The 14522-nt window shown below is 62.7% G+C and carries 13 protein-coding genes; 3 read left to right on the top strand and 10 right to left on the bottom strand.

Annotated elements, in window-relative coordinates; all coding sequences use genetic code 11:
- Positions 1–16: 16 nt before the first annotated feature.
- Positions 17–784, top strand: coding sequence for a hypothetical protein (locus ACFOW7_RS01840; protein ID WP_378160400.1), 768 nt, complete (start codon positions 17–19; stop codon positions 782–784).
- A 327-nt stretch (positions 785–1111) separates the two neighbouring features.
- Here ACFOW7_RS01840 and ACFOW7_RS01835 read toward each other — a convergent pair whose 3' ends face one another.
- Entirely contained in the window at positions 1112–2047 is a 936-nt protein-coding gene (locus ACFOW7_RS01835; protein ID WP_378160398.1) for an alpha/beta fold hydrolase, read from the bottom strand.
- A gap of 683 nt (positions 2048–2730) precedes the next feature.
- Here ACFOW7_RS01835 and ACFOW7_RS01830 point away from each other — a divergent pair.
- Positions 2731–3867 carry a slipin family protein gene (locus ACFOW7_RS01830; RefSeq protein WP_378160395.1) on the top strand — a complete coding sequence of 379 codons (1137 nt, stop codon included), beginning with the start codon at positions 2731–2733 and terminating at the stop codon, positions 3865–3867.
- Positions 3864–4289, top strand: coding sequence for a zinc-ribbon domain containing protein (locus ACFOW7_RS01825; protein ID WP_378160393.1), 426 nt, complete (start codon positions 3864–3866; stop codon positions 4287–4289). Before ACFOW7_RS01830 ends, ACFOW7_RS01825 begins: the two co-directional genes overlap by 4 nt.
- Before the next feature lie 370 nt (positions 4290–4659).
- On the opposite strand, the gene ACFOW7_RS01820 is transcribed toward ACFOW7_RS01825, so the two are convergent.
- The 9 genes from ACFOW7_RS01820 to ACFOW7_RS01780 form a co-directional block, all read right to left on the bottom strand.
- Entirely contained in the window at positions 4660–7047 is a 2388-nt protein-coding gene (locus tag ACFOW7_RS01820) for a DUF1631 domain-containing protein (protein ID WP_378160391.1), read from the bottom strand.
- Positions 7048–7381: 334 nt separating this feature from the next.
- Entirely contained in the window at positions 7382–8323 is a 942-nt protein-coding gene (locus ACFOW7_RS01815) for an alpha/beta fold hydrolase (RefSeq protein ID WP_378160389.1), read from the bottom strand.
- A gap of 182 nt (positions 8324–8505) precedes the next feature.
- Positions 8506–9636: a GNAT family N-acetyltransferase gene (locus ACFOW7_RS01810; RefSeq protein ID WP_378160387.1), complete on the bottom strand. Its 1131-nt coding sequence runs from the start codon at positions 9634–9636 to the stop codon at positions 8506–8508.
- Positions 9633–10502, bottom strand: a complete 870-nt coding sequence (accD, locus tag ACFOW7_RS01805; protein ID WP_378160385.1) for an acetyl-CoA carboxylase, carboxyltransferase subunit beta — start codon at positions 10500–10502, stop codon at positions 9633–9635. Before accD ends, ACFOW7_RS01810 begins: the two co-directional genes overlap by 4 nt.
- A 121-nt stretch (positions 10503–10623) precedes the next feature.
- On the bottom strand, positions 10624–11427 hold the full coding sequence (gene trpA / locus ACFOW7_RS01800) for a tryptophan synthase subunit alpha (protein ID WP_378160383.1): 804 nt from the start codon (positions 11425–11427) through the stop codon (positions 10624–10626).
- A 3-nt stretch (positions 11428–11430) separates the two neighbouring features.
- Positions 11431–12654, bottom strand: a complete 1224-nt coding sequence (trpB, locus tag ACFOW7_RS01795) for a tryptophan synthase subunit beta (protein ID WP_378160381.1) — start codon at positions 12652–12654, stop codon at positions 11431–11433.
- Between the two features lie 3 nt (positions 12655–12657).
- Positions 12658–13290 (bottom strand): phosphoribosylanthranilate isomerase, encoded by a 633-nt coding sequence (locus tag ACFOW7_RS01790; RefSeq protein WP_378160379.1) that lies wholly within the window; start codon positions 13288–13290, stop codon positions 12658–12660.
- Between the two features lie 19 nt (positions 13291–13309).
- Positions 13310–14107: a tRNA pseudouridine(38-40) synthase TruA gene (gene truA / locus ACFOW7_RS01785; protein WP_378160378.1), complete on the bottom strand. Its 798-nt coding sequence runs from the start codon at positions 14105–14107 to the stop codon at positions 13310–13312.
- Positions 14083–14484, bottom strand: coding sequence for a hypothetical protein (locus ACFOW7_RS01780; RefSeq protein WP_378160377.1), 402 nt, complete (start codon positions 14482–14484; stop codon positions 14083–14085). The genes truA and ACFOW7_RS01780 overlap by 25 nt, the downstream gene beginning before the upstream one ends.
- Positions 14485–14522: the final 38 nt, after the last annotated feature.

Here is a 14522-nt window from a genome sequence, read left to right as displayed (position 1 = left end):
AGCTTTTTGAGCCACGATGAACACCAAGACACGACTCGGCCCCGACGAGGCGCTTGAACGTTATCTGCAAGATGCCCGCCAGAAAGGCGTACCGACCAAGCAGCTCACCATGGCGCGCCATTACCTGCGCCATCTATTGACCGCCTTGAAGGAAGAGACGCCCGACCGGCACGGCTACCGCCGCGCCACCGAGGAAGTCGCCCGTATCTTCCCACAGCGCGAATTCCTCGATGCGGTACGCGAATTCTTCCCCTACTGGGCGGGCGAACCCCCGCCGCGCCCAAGCGCCGAGCCGTCGAGCGCAACACCTCCCAGCCCTGCGACACCGGCCGCGGCGGCCAACCCGCCAGTGACGGTCACCCGGCTTAGCCCACCATCACCGAGCCTGGGCAGCGGCCTGGCCGACAGTCTGCAAAGGATGGAAATCGACCCGTGGGCCAAGGCCACCGTGGCAGGTCTCGAGCGGCAGCTTTTGCAGTTCCGCAGCCTGCATCGCTATGGTGAAGCGCTGCGCAAGCTCGGGCTCGACGAGAAAAACTCCCTGTTGCGGATGCGGCTGATCAAGCTGCTGCTGTTCACCATCCGCGACGCACCGCAGAACACCGAGAGCTATCGCGGCGGCGTCGACAAGGTGCTGGCCATGATCCCGAACCAGGAACATTGGCATGTCTTCGTTGGGTTGGCGCGCGAGTTCTTCCATTTCCTGGCCGACGCGCCCGACGCCGCCGACAAGGTCCAGCTCCAGCTCGATACCAGCGTGTTGCGTGAGCTGATCGGCCAGTAGCTGGCAATATCTCGAGGACGCGGCAGCGATAGGGTAAACACCGCGTCTCCAGCTACCCCGGACAAGGCAGCGACTCCACTTCCCCAACACCCCGCTTGGACCCGGCACGCCAATTTTCATTGAAATTGGCGCCCAGCCCCCCAACGGACAGGCTGTACCAGTCATAAACCGGCATAACAGCCCCGTCCCTATCTCCAGATTTGCAGAGAGGCTCATGGCAGTTGACGATCTGTGTCCTGTCCCAGCCGACACCACTGATCCAGCTGGACGCCAAGTCAAAGGCAGATCTTCATTTTTCTGCAGATCCAGTGAGGCCGATCGCTTCCCTCAATCCGCCGTCGTCTCACGCCAGAATTCGACCAGGGCCGTTGCCACGGCAGCCGGGTTGTCATGGTGCAGATTGTGACCGCAGCCCGGCAGCACCTGATAACGCAGCCCACTGAACGCCGCCTGCCGCTCGGCGAACTGCTCGGGGGTGAGCTTGAGCCAGCTCAGCAGCTTAGCTTCGTCGCCAGCCAGCCATAGCGTCGCAGCCCGGCAGGCGCGCCAGCAGGCCATGGCTTCTTCAAGCCGGTACAGCACCGGATTGACCCAGCGATGTTTGGGGTCGGCCCGATAGACCCAGTGTCCCGGTTCCGTCTCGGCGGCCAGAAAGGGCGCCAGCCAGAGGGCACGCGCCTGATCGAGCATCGAGTTGTTACGGCGCAGCCGCTCGGCCACTTCGTCGAGTGAGGCGAAAGGCCGCGTCGTCAGCGCTTCGCGCCGCTGGGTCAGCCAGCGGCCATAACGCTCGACGGCTTGCTCGGGCTGAGTGGCAGGCAGCCCAAAGCCTTCGAGCGATACCAGCCGTGACACCCGTTCGGGTCGGATGCCGGCATACAGCCCAGCCACCATGCCGCCCATGCTGTGACCGACCAGCGCTACCGGCCCAGCCGGGGAAAAATGGTCGAGCAACAGCTCGAGATCAGCAAGATAGTCAGGAAAGTAATAGCCCTCGGCATTCCACTGACTGTCGCCGAAGCCGCGCCAGTCCGGCGCAAACAGGCTATGTTCGGCCAGCCAGTCGGCAGGCAGGGCATCGACCAGAAACTGAAAGGTGGCAGCACAATCCATCCAGCCATGGAGCAGCCATACGGGCCGCCCGGCCGCGGCACCCCAGCGCTTGACGGCGTAACGCAGCCCCCCCAACTGGCACGACACGGGCTCGAATGCGACGCGCGGCTGGTAGGGCTTCTGCAATTTGTCTTCGCTGCGACTCTCCATTTCACTCCCTTTCCGAGCTGATTGGTCTGACGACCGCGCCGATTATGCCGCCAAAGCGCTTGGTCGGCGTGGCTGGCGGCACTGGAATTTATCCAATCAGATAAATCACTATCTGAATCAATCAGAATTCGCCTTGCCTGCACCCCTCCCACCTCGCCCTGCCCGGCACAACTCTCCGACAGATCAAACGCTTAAGCATTGCACAAGACAACTTCCCGTCTCTGGCACGACTCTCGCAATCCTTCGTCCCGACCGCTCAAGTGACGCCGCCGAGGTCAACGGTTCCCAAGCCGTGCCGGTGCGCATCGCCAAGTCAGGCTTGTCGTGGATGCGTGTACCGCGTCGTCGCCGGTCGGTCCGATGAAAGGGTTCATCGTTGCAGTATCGAGGGTGGCAGCAGCCGTGCGGCTGCTTGACGGGTTCGAATCCCGTCCGGTCGCCCTAACTGGTAAAACCTCTCAAGCAATTGGCATTACCCGGCGCGACGGCAAGGTCGCCGCCGATCCGCTCCGGGCGCGGCAAGGCCGGCCGGGCAACGCCGTCAGCGACTGGACGGGACTGAGCGATCGACGCAAAGCGTCGCGTGACAGACCGTGCTGGACGCCGACAGCGCTCCCCGACTGATCACCCCTCGCTCCGAGTGGATCGGCGCCCGCCGGTTCTTTGAATAGGAGTGACATACCATGTGGCAACGTTTTCTGATCCGCAAAAACGAGCGCGGCCTGCTGCTGCGCGATGGCGACTTTCAAGGTCTGCTGACGCCGGGCCAATACAGACTGTTCGATCCGCGCAAACGCTACAGCCTCTGCGCCTGGCCGCTTGAGCAGGCGCGGTTTACCCATCCGCTGGCCGATTATCTGCGCCGCAATGAAGCGGCCCTGGTCGCGGAACATTTCCACCAGTTCGATCTGGGCGACGAAGAAGCCGGTCTGCGGTTTGAGGACGATATCCTGGTGGAGATCCTGCCGCCCGGCTCGCGCACCCTGTACTGGAAAGCTGCCGTGGCACAACGACTTGAACGCATCGACCTGCGCCACGACTATCGCGTACCGGACGCCCTGCTGGCCCGACTGACCCAGGCCCCGCTGCGCAGCCGGCCGATCGAGGGATTGAGCGCAGTGCTCAATCAGCAGGTGCCGGCCTTCCATCTGGGCATCCTGCGCGTCGACGGCCAGATCGCCGCCCTGCTGCCGCCGGGACGCGCTGCCTACTGGCGCTTCAACCGCGAACTGAGCATCGAACTGATCGATACCCGCTTGCAGACCCTGGAAGTCAGTGGCCAGGAAATCCTGACCCGCGACAAGGTTAGCCTGCGCATCAATCTCAGTGCCAACTGGCGCTACGACGATGTCGAACTGGCCTGCTCGCGGCTGGCCAAACCGGCCGAGCACCTGTACCGCGAATTGCAGCTTGGCCTGCGCGCAGCCGTCGGTACCCGGACGCTCGATGAATTGCTGGAAAACAAACGACTGATCGACGAAGTGGTCAGCCAGCATATGACCAGCCAGCTCGAAGGTTTCGGCCTCAGCGTCGAGGGGATCGGCGTCAAGGACATCGTGCTGCCGGGCGAAATGAAGCAGTTGCTGGCCCAGGTGGTGGAAGCCGAGAAAGCGGCCCAGGCCAATGTGATCCGCCGCCGCGAAGAGACCAATGCCACCCGCTCGCTGCTCAACACCGCCAAGGTGATGGAAGACAACCCGACCGCATTGCGGCTGAAGGAGCTGGAAACCCTGGAAAAACTCGCCGAGCGGATCGACAAGATTTCGGTATTCGGTGGCCTCGATCAGTTGCTCGATGGATTGGTGAAGATCAAGACATGAACCGGCATTTCACCAGCGTCAGGACTGGCGCCCTTGCTTCCGCCAAGCGCCCCGCAGTGCAGAGCGGAAAACAGAAACGCGCCGCCATCAAACTGCGGCGCAAACATCGACAACAACGCGAGCAGCTCGCCAAGCTCACCCCCGGCCTGCCAGGGCCACGGCCCAAACACTGCCTTCGCGTCAACCGGAACCTGTTGGCGCCGTTCAACAGCTACGACGAACCGGAATTCCTCCGACGCGGCTACTACGAGGATCAAGCCTTTACCTGCCGCGACTGCGGTAGCCACCAGGTCTGGCGCGCGGCCCAGCAACAGTGGTGGTACGAGACAGCCAAGGGCTACGTCTACTCCACCGCCATTCGTTGTCTGCCCTGCAGACAGCGTCGTCGACCACCGTTTCCCGGTCGCAACAAAACACCGTGAGGGCGCTCTTTCTCAAGCGCGTCGTTTCCCTCAGGAAACGGCGCGTTTTGTTTTGCAGAGGGTCGCGGACAGGCAGTGGATGGCCAGGTTTGAGGCGTGGACAAGTTGGGCGGAGCTGATTGCTCAGGGTCCGCAATGGGCACACCGTAGGGCCGAAGAAGGGGGAAGTTAAGTCAGGACTTCTGGCGATGGTGGAGAATATTTTCTATTTCTTTTATATTCACCACAGGTCTAGCAATCAGTTTTCATAAAAATTTAATTTGCTGAATTCTCCAGCCTTCGCCATAAAAAACGCCCGCTGGGCAGCGGGCATAGTCACTCGACAGAAAATTCAGTATAGATGCACCGGCAGACGCGCTGATGGAAACGGTTACGCATTCCCCGGTTGCAGCATATCGATCATATCGCTGACCGCACGCTCGACCAGCGGGCCACCTTCGAGCAGACGGGCTTCGCCGCGCTTGAACATGCCGACCAGATCGACCAGAGTGAATTCCAGACCATTCTGGCCTTGGCGGTTGGTAAACAGAAAGCGGCTCTTGCGCGGGCTGACCCAGGTCAGCTTGACCCGCGATGCTTCGCCGTTAGGCTGGATGAACTCGATCCAGGTGCCGCGTTTGAGCTGGTTGGCGACCACATCGTCGTAGTCCTGGTATTTGTCGAGCCCGGCATCCCAATTCGGATTATTGACTTCAAAGGCGCTCAGCCCGCCCGCATCGCCCAGCGGCGACTCGGCCACATTGGCAGCCACCGGCGCCAGCACGGCGGCCGCGGCCACGACGCGTGGAATCGGCGGTTCGGCTGCGGTGCTGGCCAACGCGGCTGCAGGAACCGGCGTCGCGATCGTTGTCTGGGCACCGATGGGCGCCGGAGCGGCCACGGCTTGAGCGGCCGGATCGGCACTCTTGAGGCCCGACTTGATGGCATTGGCGTGACAGCGCACCAGTTCGGCAAAGAAGGCTTCACGCATGCCGCGCTCGATACCGACGGCCTCAGTGCCGCGTTCGAGCTGCTTGAGCAGGCGCGGCAGCATATTGACCAGCTTGAGCCGCTCTTCGACACCGACCTTGGGCGCGACGCTCCAGACCAGATCGTCCATCGCCTGCAAAGCCAGGCGCCAGTTATCGCTCTGCTCGCTTTGCACCAGTGCGATATGTTTGAGTACCGGCTGCCATTGCCGCAGCAGGAAATCCTTGATCAGTTCGGGCAATTCGGGCGTCAGCACACGCTGCGCCACGCTCTCGTCGGCCAGAATCTCGGCCAGCTCGCGCTTTTCCGCTTCGACCAGCGACTGGGCCGCTTCTTCGGCGGCAGCCGTGGCGCGCTGCTCTTCCTCGATCAGGAATTGTTCCAGATCGGTCAGGGTTTCCTGGAAGATGCCGAGGTTTTCATCGAAGTTGGTGACGATATTCTCGACCGCACCGGCAATCTTCTGGTACAGGCGATCGTCAGTGCCATCGGACTCGTCCCAGCCCAGCGCCGCCACGGCCAGCGTATCGAGCAGCTTGCGCGTGGGATGGGTTTTGCGGGCGAAGAACTTGGTGTCGAGCATCGCCACCTTGAGCACCGGAATCTGGAGGCGCCCGATCAGCGCCTTCATCGGCTGTGGGATGTTCTTATCGTCGAAGATATAGTCGAACAGCATCGCGACGATATCGACCGTCATCGCATCGACGTGGCCCAGCGAATGGGCCAGGCTGGTGGTCTTGATCTGGTGCAGCACATTGCCGGTGCCGCCCACCAGGGCCACCCGGTCAAGGTCGCCCGGATCGGTCAGTGCCTGTTCGATATCGCCTTGCTGCAAGAAATTGAGCGCATCGAGAAAGCTCTGGCCGACGCCGCTGGCAAACATCGCGGCTGGGATCTGCGGCATGCCCATCGGCAGTTGCCCCGCCACCGCCGGGCCACCTGCCGGTGCCACATTGCCCTGCATGGCCTGGTTGAGCGCCAGCAGTTGCTGCAGCGTATTGATCAGCTCCTGCTCGTTACCGGCAGCATAGGCCGGCACTTCGGGCGCAGCGGCGATCTGGCTGCCCATCTCACCACCGGGCAGCCCGGCCGCCGCCCCGCCACCGCCGCGCTGGCCGCCGCTCTGGCGCCGGCGATAGCCCTGCTTGGGCAGCACCGGCAGGATATTGCGCTGGATCAGGAATTGATTGAGGTTCTGATAGACATTGCTGACATTGTCGGCAGCCACCTGCTCGAATTGCTTGAGCACCAGCAGCCGCACATTGAGATCGCTCTCGATCTGCTTGCAGGCGGCACGGAAGGCATCGACGATGGCATCGGGACTGACCGGATTGTCGCCCACTTCGGATTCGGGCAACTGCATCAGACTGCCGATGCGATGGTTGAGCGCCACCAGCTCCTCGCCACAGCTGTTCTTGAGCCGGGTGGCGATATTGCTGACGGTCAGGTTTTCTTCGTAATCGTCATGGCCGACCAGCGACAGTTCGAGATTGTCGAAATCGAGCTGGTCAAACGACTTGGCCTCGCCCTTGGCACCCGGGGCGGTCATCCGGTTGAAGCCGGCCACGAACTGGCGACGGAACTCGGCCTCGATGGCCGCACGCTTGGCCTGCGATTCGCCGCGTGCCTGTAGATAGAGATTCTGGGTGTCGCGATCACCGGCCTTTTCGGCCAGCTCGAACAGCGATTCCTCGATCTTGTCGAGCATCGAGGACAAGGAGCGACATAGCAAATCCGCCGCCAGATCACGGCACGAGGACAGCATGGCCAGCGTTTCAGGTTTGCTCATTGCCTTGGGCTCGATCGCCGATTGCCGGGCGGCAGCGTTAGTTTTGGGGTGTCCGAACATGGTCCTCGCTCCGAGTTGTCAGGGCATGCCACCTATCGGTCCTCAGCGATCTTACACCGCTTAGACCGGACAGGCCCAACCACGCCCAGCACCTATGGGCCGGCGCAGTTTATACCGTATCCCGCCACAAGTGCAATGGCATATAAGCGCATAATAATGCTTGCGCCTATGTCTAGTCAACCTCGTGGCAAACGGCAGCATTAACGCCCGTCAAATCTTTGTTTTTCCTCAGAAATTTCGCGTTATCAGCTAAAACAGTAATATGACCCATCAGTCATTTTCCTGTGAGTTGCTCCAGATGGTCATCCAACCACTGAACAATCAGCGGATAAACTTCACGCTCGGCCGCCTCGGAAGTCAGCATATCGACATGGCCGTAATCACGAGATAAACCCTCGTTGCGGCCGAGCAATTGCAAGCGGTGCAGATGCGGACCCGACTCAGCAATAAAACGGGCCACATCATCGGCATGCCCCCGGCACGGGTCGGCCCGACCAGCCAGGTACAGGGTCGGCGGCAAACACTGCTGTTTCAGTGCTGCGGCGTAATCAAAGCCGTCGTCACTATCGCGCCAGTCCTTGGCCCGAACCCACTCCTGGCTCTGCCGCAGGCTCTTGGCCGTCTCGGCTTCCATCCCGATCCGATAGCGCGCGGCATCGAGATAGCCATGACGGCGCACAATCCACGAAGCGGCCCGTTGCCAGATCAGGTCGATCTCGAGCAGACGGCGCCAGTTGCGCACCCGGATACTGCGCTTGCTACCCAGATAGACACTGGCCGCTACGCGACGTGCCAGCTCCGGCCGCCGCGCCAGACAGGACGAGAGGTACACCCCGCCCCAGGAATGGGCCACACAGCCCAATGGTGCAGCGGGACGCAAGGTCTCGATCAAGCCAAACGCCGCCGGCAGATCGATCGTGATTGCCTCGGTCTGGCCATGGGCGCTGCGGCGATCGATCGACGGCTCACTGCGGCCGCGACCCCGCAGATCGAGCACAAACACATCGTAGCCGCGCCGCGCCAGCCAGGGGCCCAGGCCGCGCCCGCGCTCGCTGTAGAACACCCGGCCATTGGAGATGGCGCCATGGATCAGCAGCAGCGCCGGCCCGGCGCTGCCGGTCCGGATACGGCGCAGATGCAGCCGATCCCCCCCATCCACGTCGATAAACAGTGATTCCTGCTCGACCGCCTCGTCCAGCGACGCCGTCTGCACCATTGCCCCTTCCTTGTGTGGAATCGTGTCCCGCCCTTGCCGATGACACCGGATCAAGGGCGGCATAGACCTCGCGCCTTCAGCCGCCAATCGAATCGATCAGAATGGACAAACACGCGATATTAAAAAAACAGGAAAACCCTTTGCAAGCACCAATAACGGATAAATAGAAAAATGAATATTTTCTATATTTCCAAGGGCTCATGCCGGAACGGTAGCCGCTCATCGAGTTCCGACAAATAATGGGTGACGCCCCGCTCTTCACGCTGCAAAAAACGCTCCACTGCCAGCCGGAAAACCGGGTCGGCCAGCCAATGGAACGAACGGGTCCGCACCGGGGTAAAACCGCGCGCCAGCTTGTGTTCGCCCTGGGCGCCCCCTTCGAACACCGCCAAGCCGCGTGCTATCGCATGTTCGATTCCCTGGTAGTAGCACAGTTCGAAATGCAGATTGGGCACATAGACCTCGGCCCCCCAGTAACGACCATAGAGCCGCGTGCCATCGTCGATATCGAGTGCCGCCGCAATCGGCCGGCCGTTCTGGTAAGCCAGGATCAGCAGACAGCTCTCCGGCAGGGTCGTCCCAAGACGTTCAAAGAAATCGAGCGACAGATAGGGGGTGGAGCGATGGGTCAGATAGGTCGTGACATAGCAGCGATAGAAAAAGGCCCAGTCCTCGGCCGTAATGGCCGCACCCTGGCGCCGCACCACCTCGACCCCCGCTTCGGCCAGACGACGCCGTTCCTGCCGGATTTTCTTGCGCTTATCGTGCGACAGTGCTGCCAGAAAGTCGGCAAAATCGCGGTAGCCGGCGTTATGCCAGTGGAACTGCACCCCTTCGCGACATAACCAGCCGCGCTCGCGCAGCGCCGCATCGGCGACCGGTTCGGGAAACAGCAGATGGATGCTCGATAGCGCCTGGCGCTCGGCCAGTGCCACGGCGCCATCGAGCAGTCGTTCAGCATTGCTGAGCGAGTCGGCCAGCAGTCGCGGACCAGGTACCGGGGTGAACGGGACGGCGCAGACCAGTTTGGGATAGTAGGCGCCGCCGGCGCGCTGATAGGCGTCGGCCCAGCTCCAGTCGAACACATATTCGCCGTAGGAATGCGACTTGAGGTAGAGCGGCATGGCGCCGAGCAGATGATCGTCCTGTCGCAGCGCCAGATGACAGGGCATCCAGCCGCTCTTGCCGCCAACGGCGCCGCTTTGCTCCAGGGCAGCGAGAAAGCCATGGCCAATGAACGGCTGCGAGCCGGCCAGGGCATTCCACCGGGCGACATCAAGCCGGGCAATGGCATCGACACTGTCAACGATCAAGCGGCCACCGCCGGTTGCCGCTGGAGCAGCGTCAACACGCCCGCGATCCGGGCACGCATCTCGCGCCGGTCGACGATAAAGTCGAGTGCGCCTTTGGTCAGCAGGAATTCGGCACGCTGGAAGCCTTCGGGCAAGGTTTCGCGCACCGTCTGGGCGATCACGCGCGGGCCGGCGAAACCGATCAGGGCACCCGGCTCGGCCACCACCACATCACCAAGAAAGGCAAACGAGGCCGACACGCCACCCATGGTCGGGTCGGTCAGCACCGAGATAAACGGCAGCCGATGTTCGGCCAGCCGGGTCAGGATGGCCGAGGTCTTGGCCATCTGCATCAGGGCCATCAGCCCTTCCTGCATCCGTGCACCACCTGAGGCCGACACGCAGATAAACGGACAGCCGTTTTCGATGGCGGTCTTGACCCCGCGCACAAAACGCTCGCCGACCACCGAGCCCATCGAACCGCCGATGAATTTGAACTCGAAGGCCGCCACCACCACCGGCACGCTATGGATCGCGCCCTGCATCACCACCAGCGCGTCTTCTTCGCCGGCAGCCTCACGGGCGGCTTCGAGCCGTTCGGGGTAGCGCTTGGAATCCTTGAACTTGAGAATATCGACCGGCCGCACTTCGGCACCGATCTCGAAGCGGCCTTCGCGGTCGAGCAGATAATCGAGCCGCTTGCGCGCGCTGATGGCGTTGTGATGGCTGCATTTGGGGCAGACATCGAGATTATTGTCGAGATCGGTGCGATAGAGCACCGCCTCGCAGGCCGCACACTTGCTCCACAAGCCTTCGGGCACCGACTTGGTCGAACCCTGAGGCTTGGCTTTGATCTTGGGCGGCAATAATTTCTGTAACCAACTCATCTCTGTCTCCTGCCTTGACGGCACAAACGGCTCCCGGGCCGGTGGTCGTCTCGACCTCTGTACCATAGAGGCCGATCAAGCGCTTGAAAAGACAAGGGCCGCATCAGCGGCCCCGTCACGATCAGGCGCGGGAATTATCCATGGCGGTGCGTATCTCCCGCAACAGGGCTGTCAGCCTTGGCGCGGCATCGGCACCGTTCTGCTCGATCTCCTGCACCAGACGGCTGCCGATCACCACCGCATCGGCCAAGCGGGAAATCGCCTGGGCCGAGGCAGCGTCGCGGATACCGAAGCCCACCCCGACCGGCACGGCCAGCCGGCTGCGCAATTCGCCCAGCCGCTGCTCGACATCGGCCAGATCAAGGTGACCGGCGCCCGTGACCCCCTTGAGCGACACGTAATAGGCATAGCCACGCACCATCCGCGCCACGGCATCGACCCGGGCGGGTGGCGTGGTCGGCGCCAGCAGGAAGATCGGATCGATGCCGGCCTCGACCAGTGCCGCCACCAGGGCTTCGGCTTCTTCGGGCGGCATATCGACTGTCAGCGCACCATCGACGCCGACTTCGCGCGCGGCAGTGGCAAAGGCGTGATAACCCATGGCTTCGATCGGATTGGCATAACCCATCAGCACCACCGGCGTATGGCTGTCCTTGCGACGGAAATCGCGCACGATATCGAGCACGTCACGCAGACTGACCCGATGGGCCAGCGCACGTTCCGAGGCGCGCTGGATCACCGGGCCATCGGCCATCGGATCGGAAAACGGCACGCCCAGCTCGACGATATCGGCTCCGCCCGCCACCAGGGCGTGCATCAGCCCGACGGTGGCCGCCGGATGCGGGTCGCCGGCCGTGATGAACGGGATCAGTGCCTGCTTGCCCTGCTCGCGCAGGCGCTCGAATACGGTTTGGATGCGGCTCATCGCTTATAGCTCGATGCCGGACAGACGGGCGACGGACGGGATGTCCTTATCGCCGCGACCGGACAGGTTGACGAGAATGATCTGGTCGCGCGTCAGCGTGGGGGCGACGCGGCGGGCGTAGGCCAGCGCATGACTCGACTCCAGCGCCGGAATAATGCCCTCGAAACGGCACAGATCGTGGAAAGCGGTCAGCGCCTCGCCATCGGTGGCGGCCGTGTATTCGACCCGGCCGATATCCTTGAGGTAGCTGTGCTCAGGGCCGACGCCCGGGTAGTCCAGACCGGCCGAAATCGAGTGGGTCTCGATGATCTGGCCATGGCCGTCCTGCATCAGATAGGTGCGATTGCCATGCAGTACGCCGGGTGTGCCGACCGACAGCGGGGCTGCATGACGGCCGGTCTCGACGCCCTCACCGCCCGCCTCGACGCCGATCAGCCGCACAGCCGTCTCGCCGATATAGGGGTGGAACATCCCAATGGCGTTGGAACCGCCGCCCACGCAGGCCACCACCAGATCGGGCTGGCGTCCGGCCTGTTCCAGCATCTGCTGTTTGGATTCTTCGCCGATCACGCACTGGAAGTCGCGCACCAGGGTCGGATAGGGATGGGGACCGGCGGCGGTGCCGATGATGTAGTAGGTGGTGTCGATATTGGTGACCCAGTCGCGCATGGCTTCGTTCATGGCGTCCTTGAGGGTCTTGCTGCCGCTCTCGACCGGCACCACGGTGGCGCCGAGCAGCTTGATACGGTAGACATTGGGCGCCTGACGCTTGACGTCCTCGGCACCCATATAGACCACGCATTCAAGTCCGTAACGCGCAGCGACGGTGGCGGACGCAACGCCATGCTGACCGGCGCCGGTTTCGGCGATCACCCGTTTCTTGCCCATCCGCCGCGCCAGCAGCGCCTGACCGATGGTGTTGTTGACCTTATGGGCGCCGGTATGGTTGAGGTCTTCGCGCTTGAGGTAGATCTGGGCACCGCCCAATTGCTCGGACCAGCGTTTGCAGTGGTAGATCGGCGAGGGCCGGCCGACATAGTGGCGCAGCTCGTGGCGGAATTCGGCCAGGAAATCCGGATCGGCCTTGGCGCGCAGGTATTCCGCATTGAGTTCGTCGAGCGCCGCCATCAGGGTCTCGGCCACATAGACACCGCCGTAGCGGCCGAAATGGCCCGATTCGTCAGGCTGTTGATAGTCGGTCAGGTTCGGCTGAGCATCAGCTTGCATGGCTTATCCGGAAAAGGAAGTTTGTTTGGCGGCGGCGATGAAACGCGCCACCCGTTCGAGATCCTTGCTGCCACGGGCGCGCTCCACCCCGCTTGAGACATCGACCGCCCATGGGCGCACCTGAGCGACGGCGGCTACCACATTGTCCGGGTCGAGACCGCCCGACAGGATCAGAGGCAGTGGCAGCTGTGCCGGCAACAGGCCCCAGTCAAAGCGTTCGCCCGTGCCGCCGGGCGCAGCGGGCGAATAGGCATCGCACAGCAGGCCGCGCGCGTCGGCATAGCGCCCGGCGTATTCTAACAAATCGAGCCCTGGTTTCACCCGTACCGCCTTGATATAAGGCCGCTGCCAGCGGCGGCACTGCTCGGGCGTCTCGTCACCATGGAATTGCAGCAGATCGAGCGGCACCCGCTCGAGTATGGCGGCCATTTCCGCCTCGGGGCAATCGACAAACAGACCAACGCAGCTAACAAAAGCAGGTAAGGCCCGGGCGATGGCAGCGGCAGCTTCGATCTCGACATAGCGCGGACTGGGCCGGTAGAACACCAGGCCCACGGCATCGGCACCAAGCCGGGCCACCGCCTGGGCTGTAGCGATATCGCGCAGCCCGCAGATCTTGATGCGGGGAATCACCATGGCCATCCAGGAAATCGAATCAGACCAGATGGTGACGGAAGGTCGGCTCGCTGGCAATGCCAAAGCTGGCCGGATAGCTGACGCCGGCGAAATATAATCCGTCGGCCATAAAAGTTGGCGGCGCCAGGCGGCGGTCACGGGCCGCCAACAATTCGGTCATCCACTCGGCCGGCGCCGCACCTCGGCCGATATGGACCAGTGCCCCCATCAGATTGCGCACCATATGATGCAGAAAGCCGCCGGCCGATACATCGCAGATCAACATTCGCCCCTCGGCCCGCAGTTCGAACCGGGTCAGTTGCTTGACCGGGGAGTGGGCCTGGCATTCGGCCGCGCGGAAACTCGAGAAATCATGGGTGCCGATCAGGCAGGCGGCCGCCGCCTGCATCCGTTCCAGATCGAGTGGCGCATGATGCCAGCCGACCCGGCCGCTCAGCAGCGCCGGCCGCACTGGATGGTTCAGCAGTAAATAGCGGTAATGGCGTGCCGTGGCGGAAAAGCGGGCATGGAAATCGGGCTCGACCTCGCGCGACCATAACACCGCCACGCTCTCGGGCAGAAAACTGTTGACGCCGCGAACCCAGGCGGTCAGAGGACGATTGACGTCGCAGTCGAAATGAACAATCTGCTGCGCAGCATGGACGCCGGCATCGGTACGGCCCGCAGCATGGACCCGCACCTGATGGCCGGCCAACTGGGCAATCGCCGCTTCCAAGGCGTCTTGCACTGCCCCGCCGCCCGGTTGCGACTGCCAGCCGCAAAAGGCGCGACCATCGTATTCCACTGCCAGAACTATCCGAGCCAAACGCTTCCCCATGCCAGCGGCAGTACCGCCAGCGCCAACCAGACCCAGTCCGCCGCCGTATGAGGCGGCAGAACCAGCACCAATACTTCTTCGCCTGCCGCCTGCGTCTCCGACAGCACGGCAAGCCGCTCGTTCAGGCTGCCGCCCGTGCCCAGCGCCTGTTCGCCATAGCGGAGCGCCAGCCATAGACGGACGGTCCAACGCACCCGCATGTCACCCAGCCAGTCGAGCGGTCGCAACAGCCGGAACAGGGCAGCCAGCAACTGGGCAGGTGTCTGACTGCCAGTCAGGGCGGCCAGCGCAGCCAGCAGCAAGGCCAGCCGGGCCAGCGGCTCGGCCGCACCAAGCAGCGAGCGCAGCGATATACCATCAATCAAAATTTGGGACAAGAGGACGGCAGAACCTATCCACTTCAGACGCCAAATGT

Origin of the sequence: Chitinimonas lacunae (assembly GCF_042650885.1) — a bacterium.
Taxonomy (GTDB): domain Bacteria; phylum Pseudomonadota; class Gammaproteobacteria; order Burkholderiales; family Chitinimonadaceae; genus Chitinimonas_A; species Chitinimonas_A lacunae.
The sequence above is the reverse complement of the archived record's forward strand: the minus strand, read 5'-3'. Positions and strand labels throughout refer to the sequence as shown.

Excerpts from the sequence above, each read along its gene's own strand:
- ACFOW7_RS01840 (WP_378160400.1), top strand. The coding sequence starts at position 17 with ATGAACACCAAGACACGACTCGGCCCCGACGAGGCGCTTGAACGTTAT.
- ACFOW7_RS01835 (WP_378160398.1), bottom strand. The coding sequence starts at position 2,047 with ATGGAGAGTCGCAGCGAAGACAAATTGCAGAAGCCCTACCAGCCGCGC.
- ACFOW7_RS01830 (WP_378160395.1), top strand. The coding sequence starts at position 2,731 with ATGTGGCAACGTTTTCTGATCCGCAAAAACGAGCGCGGCCTGCTGCTG.
- ACFOW7_RS01825 (WP_378160393.1), top strand. The coding sequence starts at position 3,864 with ATGAACCGGCATTTCACCAGCGTCAGGACTGGCGCCCTTGCTTCCGCC.
- ACFOW7_RS01820 (WP_378160391.1), bottom strand. The coding sequence starts at position 7,047 with ATGAGCAAACCTGAAACGCTGGCCATGCTGTCCTCGTGCCGTGATCTG.
- ACFOW7_RS01815 (WP_378160389.1), bottom strand. The coding sequence starts at position 8,323 with ATGGTGCAGACGGCGTCGCTGGACGAGGCGGTCGAGCAGGAATCACTG.
- accD (WP_378160385.1), bottom strand. The coding sequence starts at position 10,502 with ATGAGTTGGTTACAGAAATTATTGCCGCCCAAGATCAAAGCCAAGCCT.
- trpA (WP_378160383.1), bottom strand. The coding sequence starts at position 11,427 with ATGAGCCGCATCCAAACCGTATTCGAGCGCCTGCGCGAGCAGGGCAAG.
- trpB (WP_378160381.1), bottom strand. The coding sequence starts at position 12,654 with ATGCAAGCTGATGCTCAGCCGAACCTGACCGACTATCAACAGCCTGAC.
- ACFOW7_RS01790 (WP_378160379.1), bottom strand. The coding sequence starts at position 13,290 with ATGGTGATTCCCCGCATCAAGATCTGCGGGCTGCGCGATATCGCTACA.
- truA (WP_378160378.1), bottom strand. The coding sequence starts at position 14,107 with ATGGGGAAGCGTTTGGCTCGGATAGTTCTGGCAGTGGAATACGATGGT.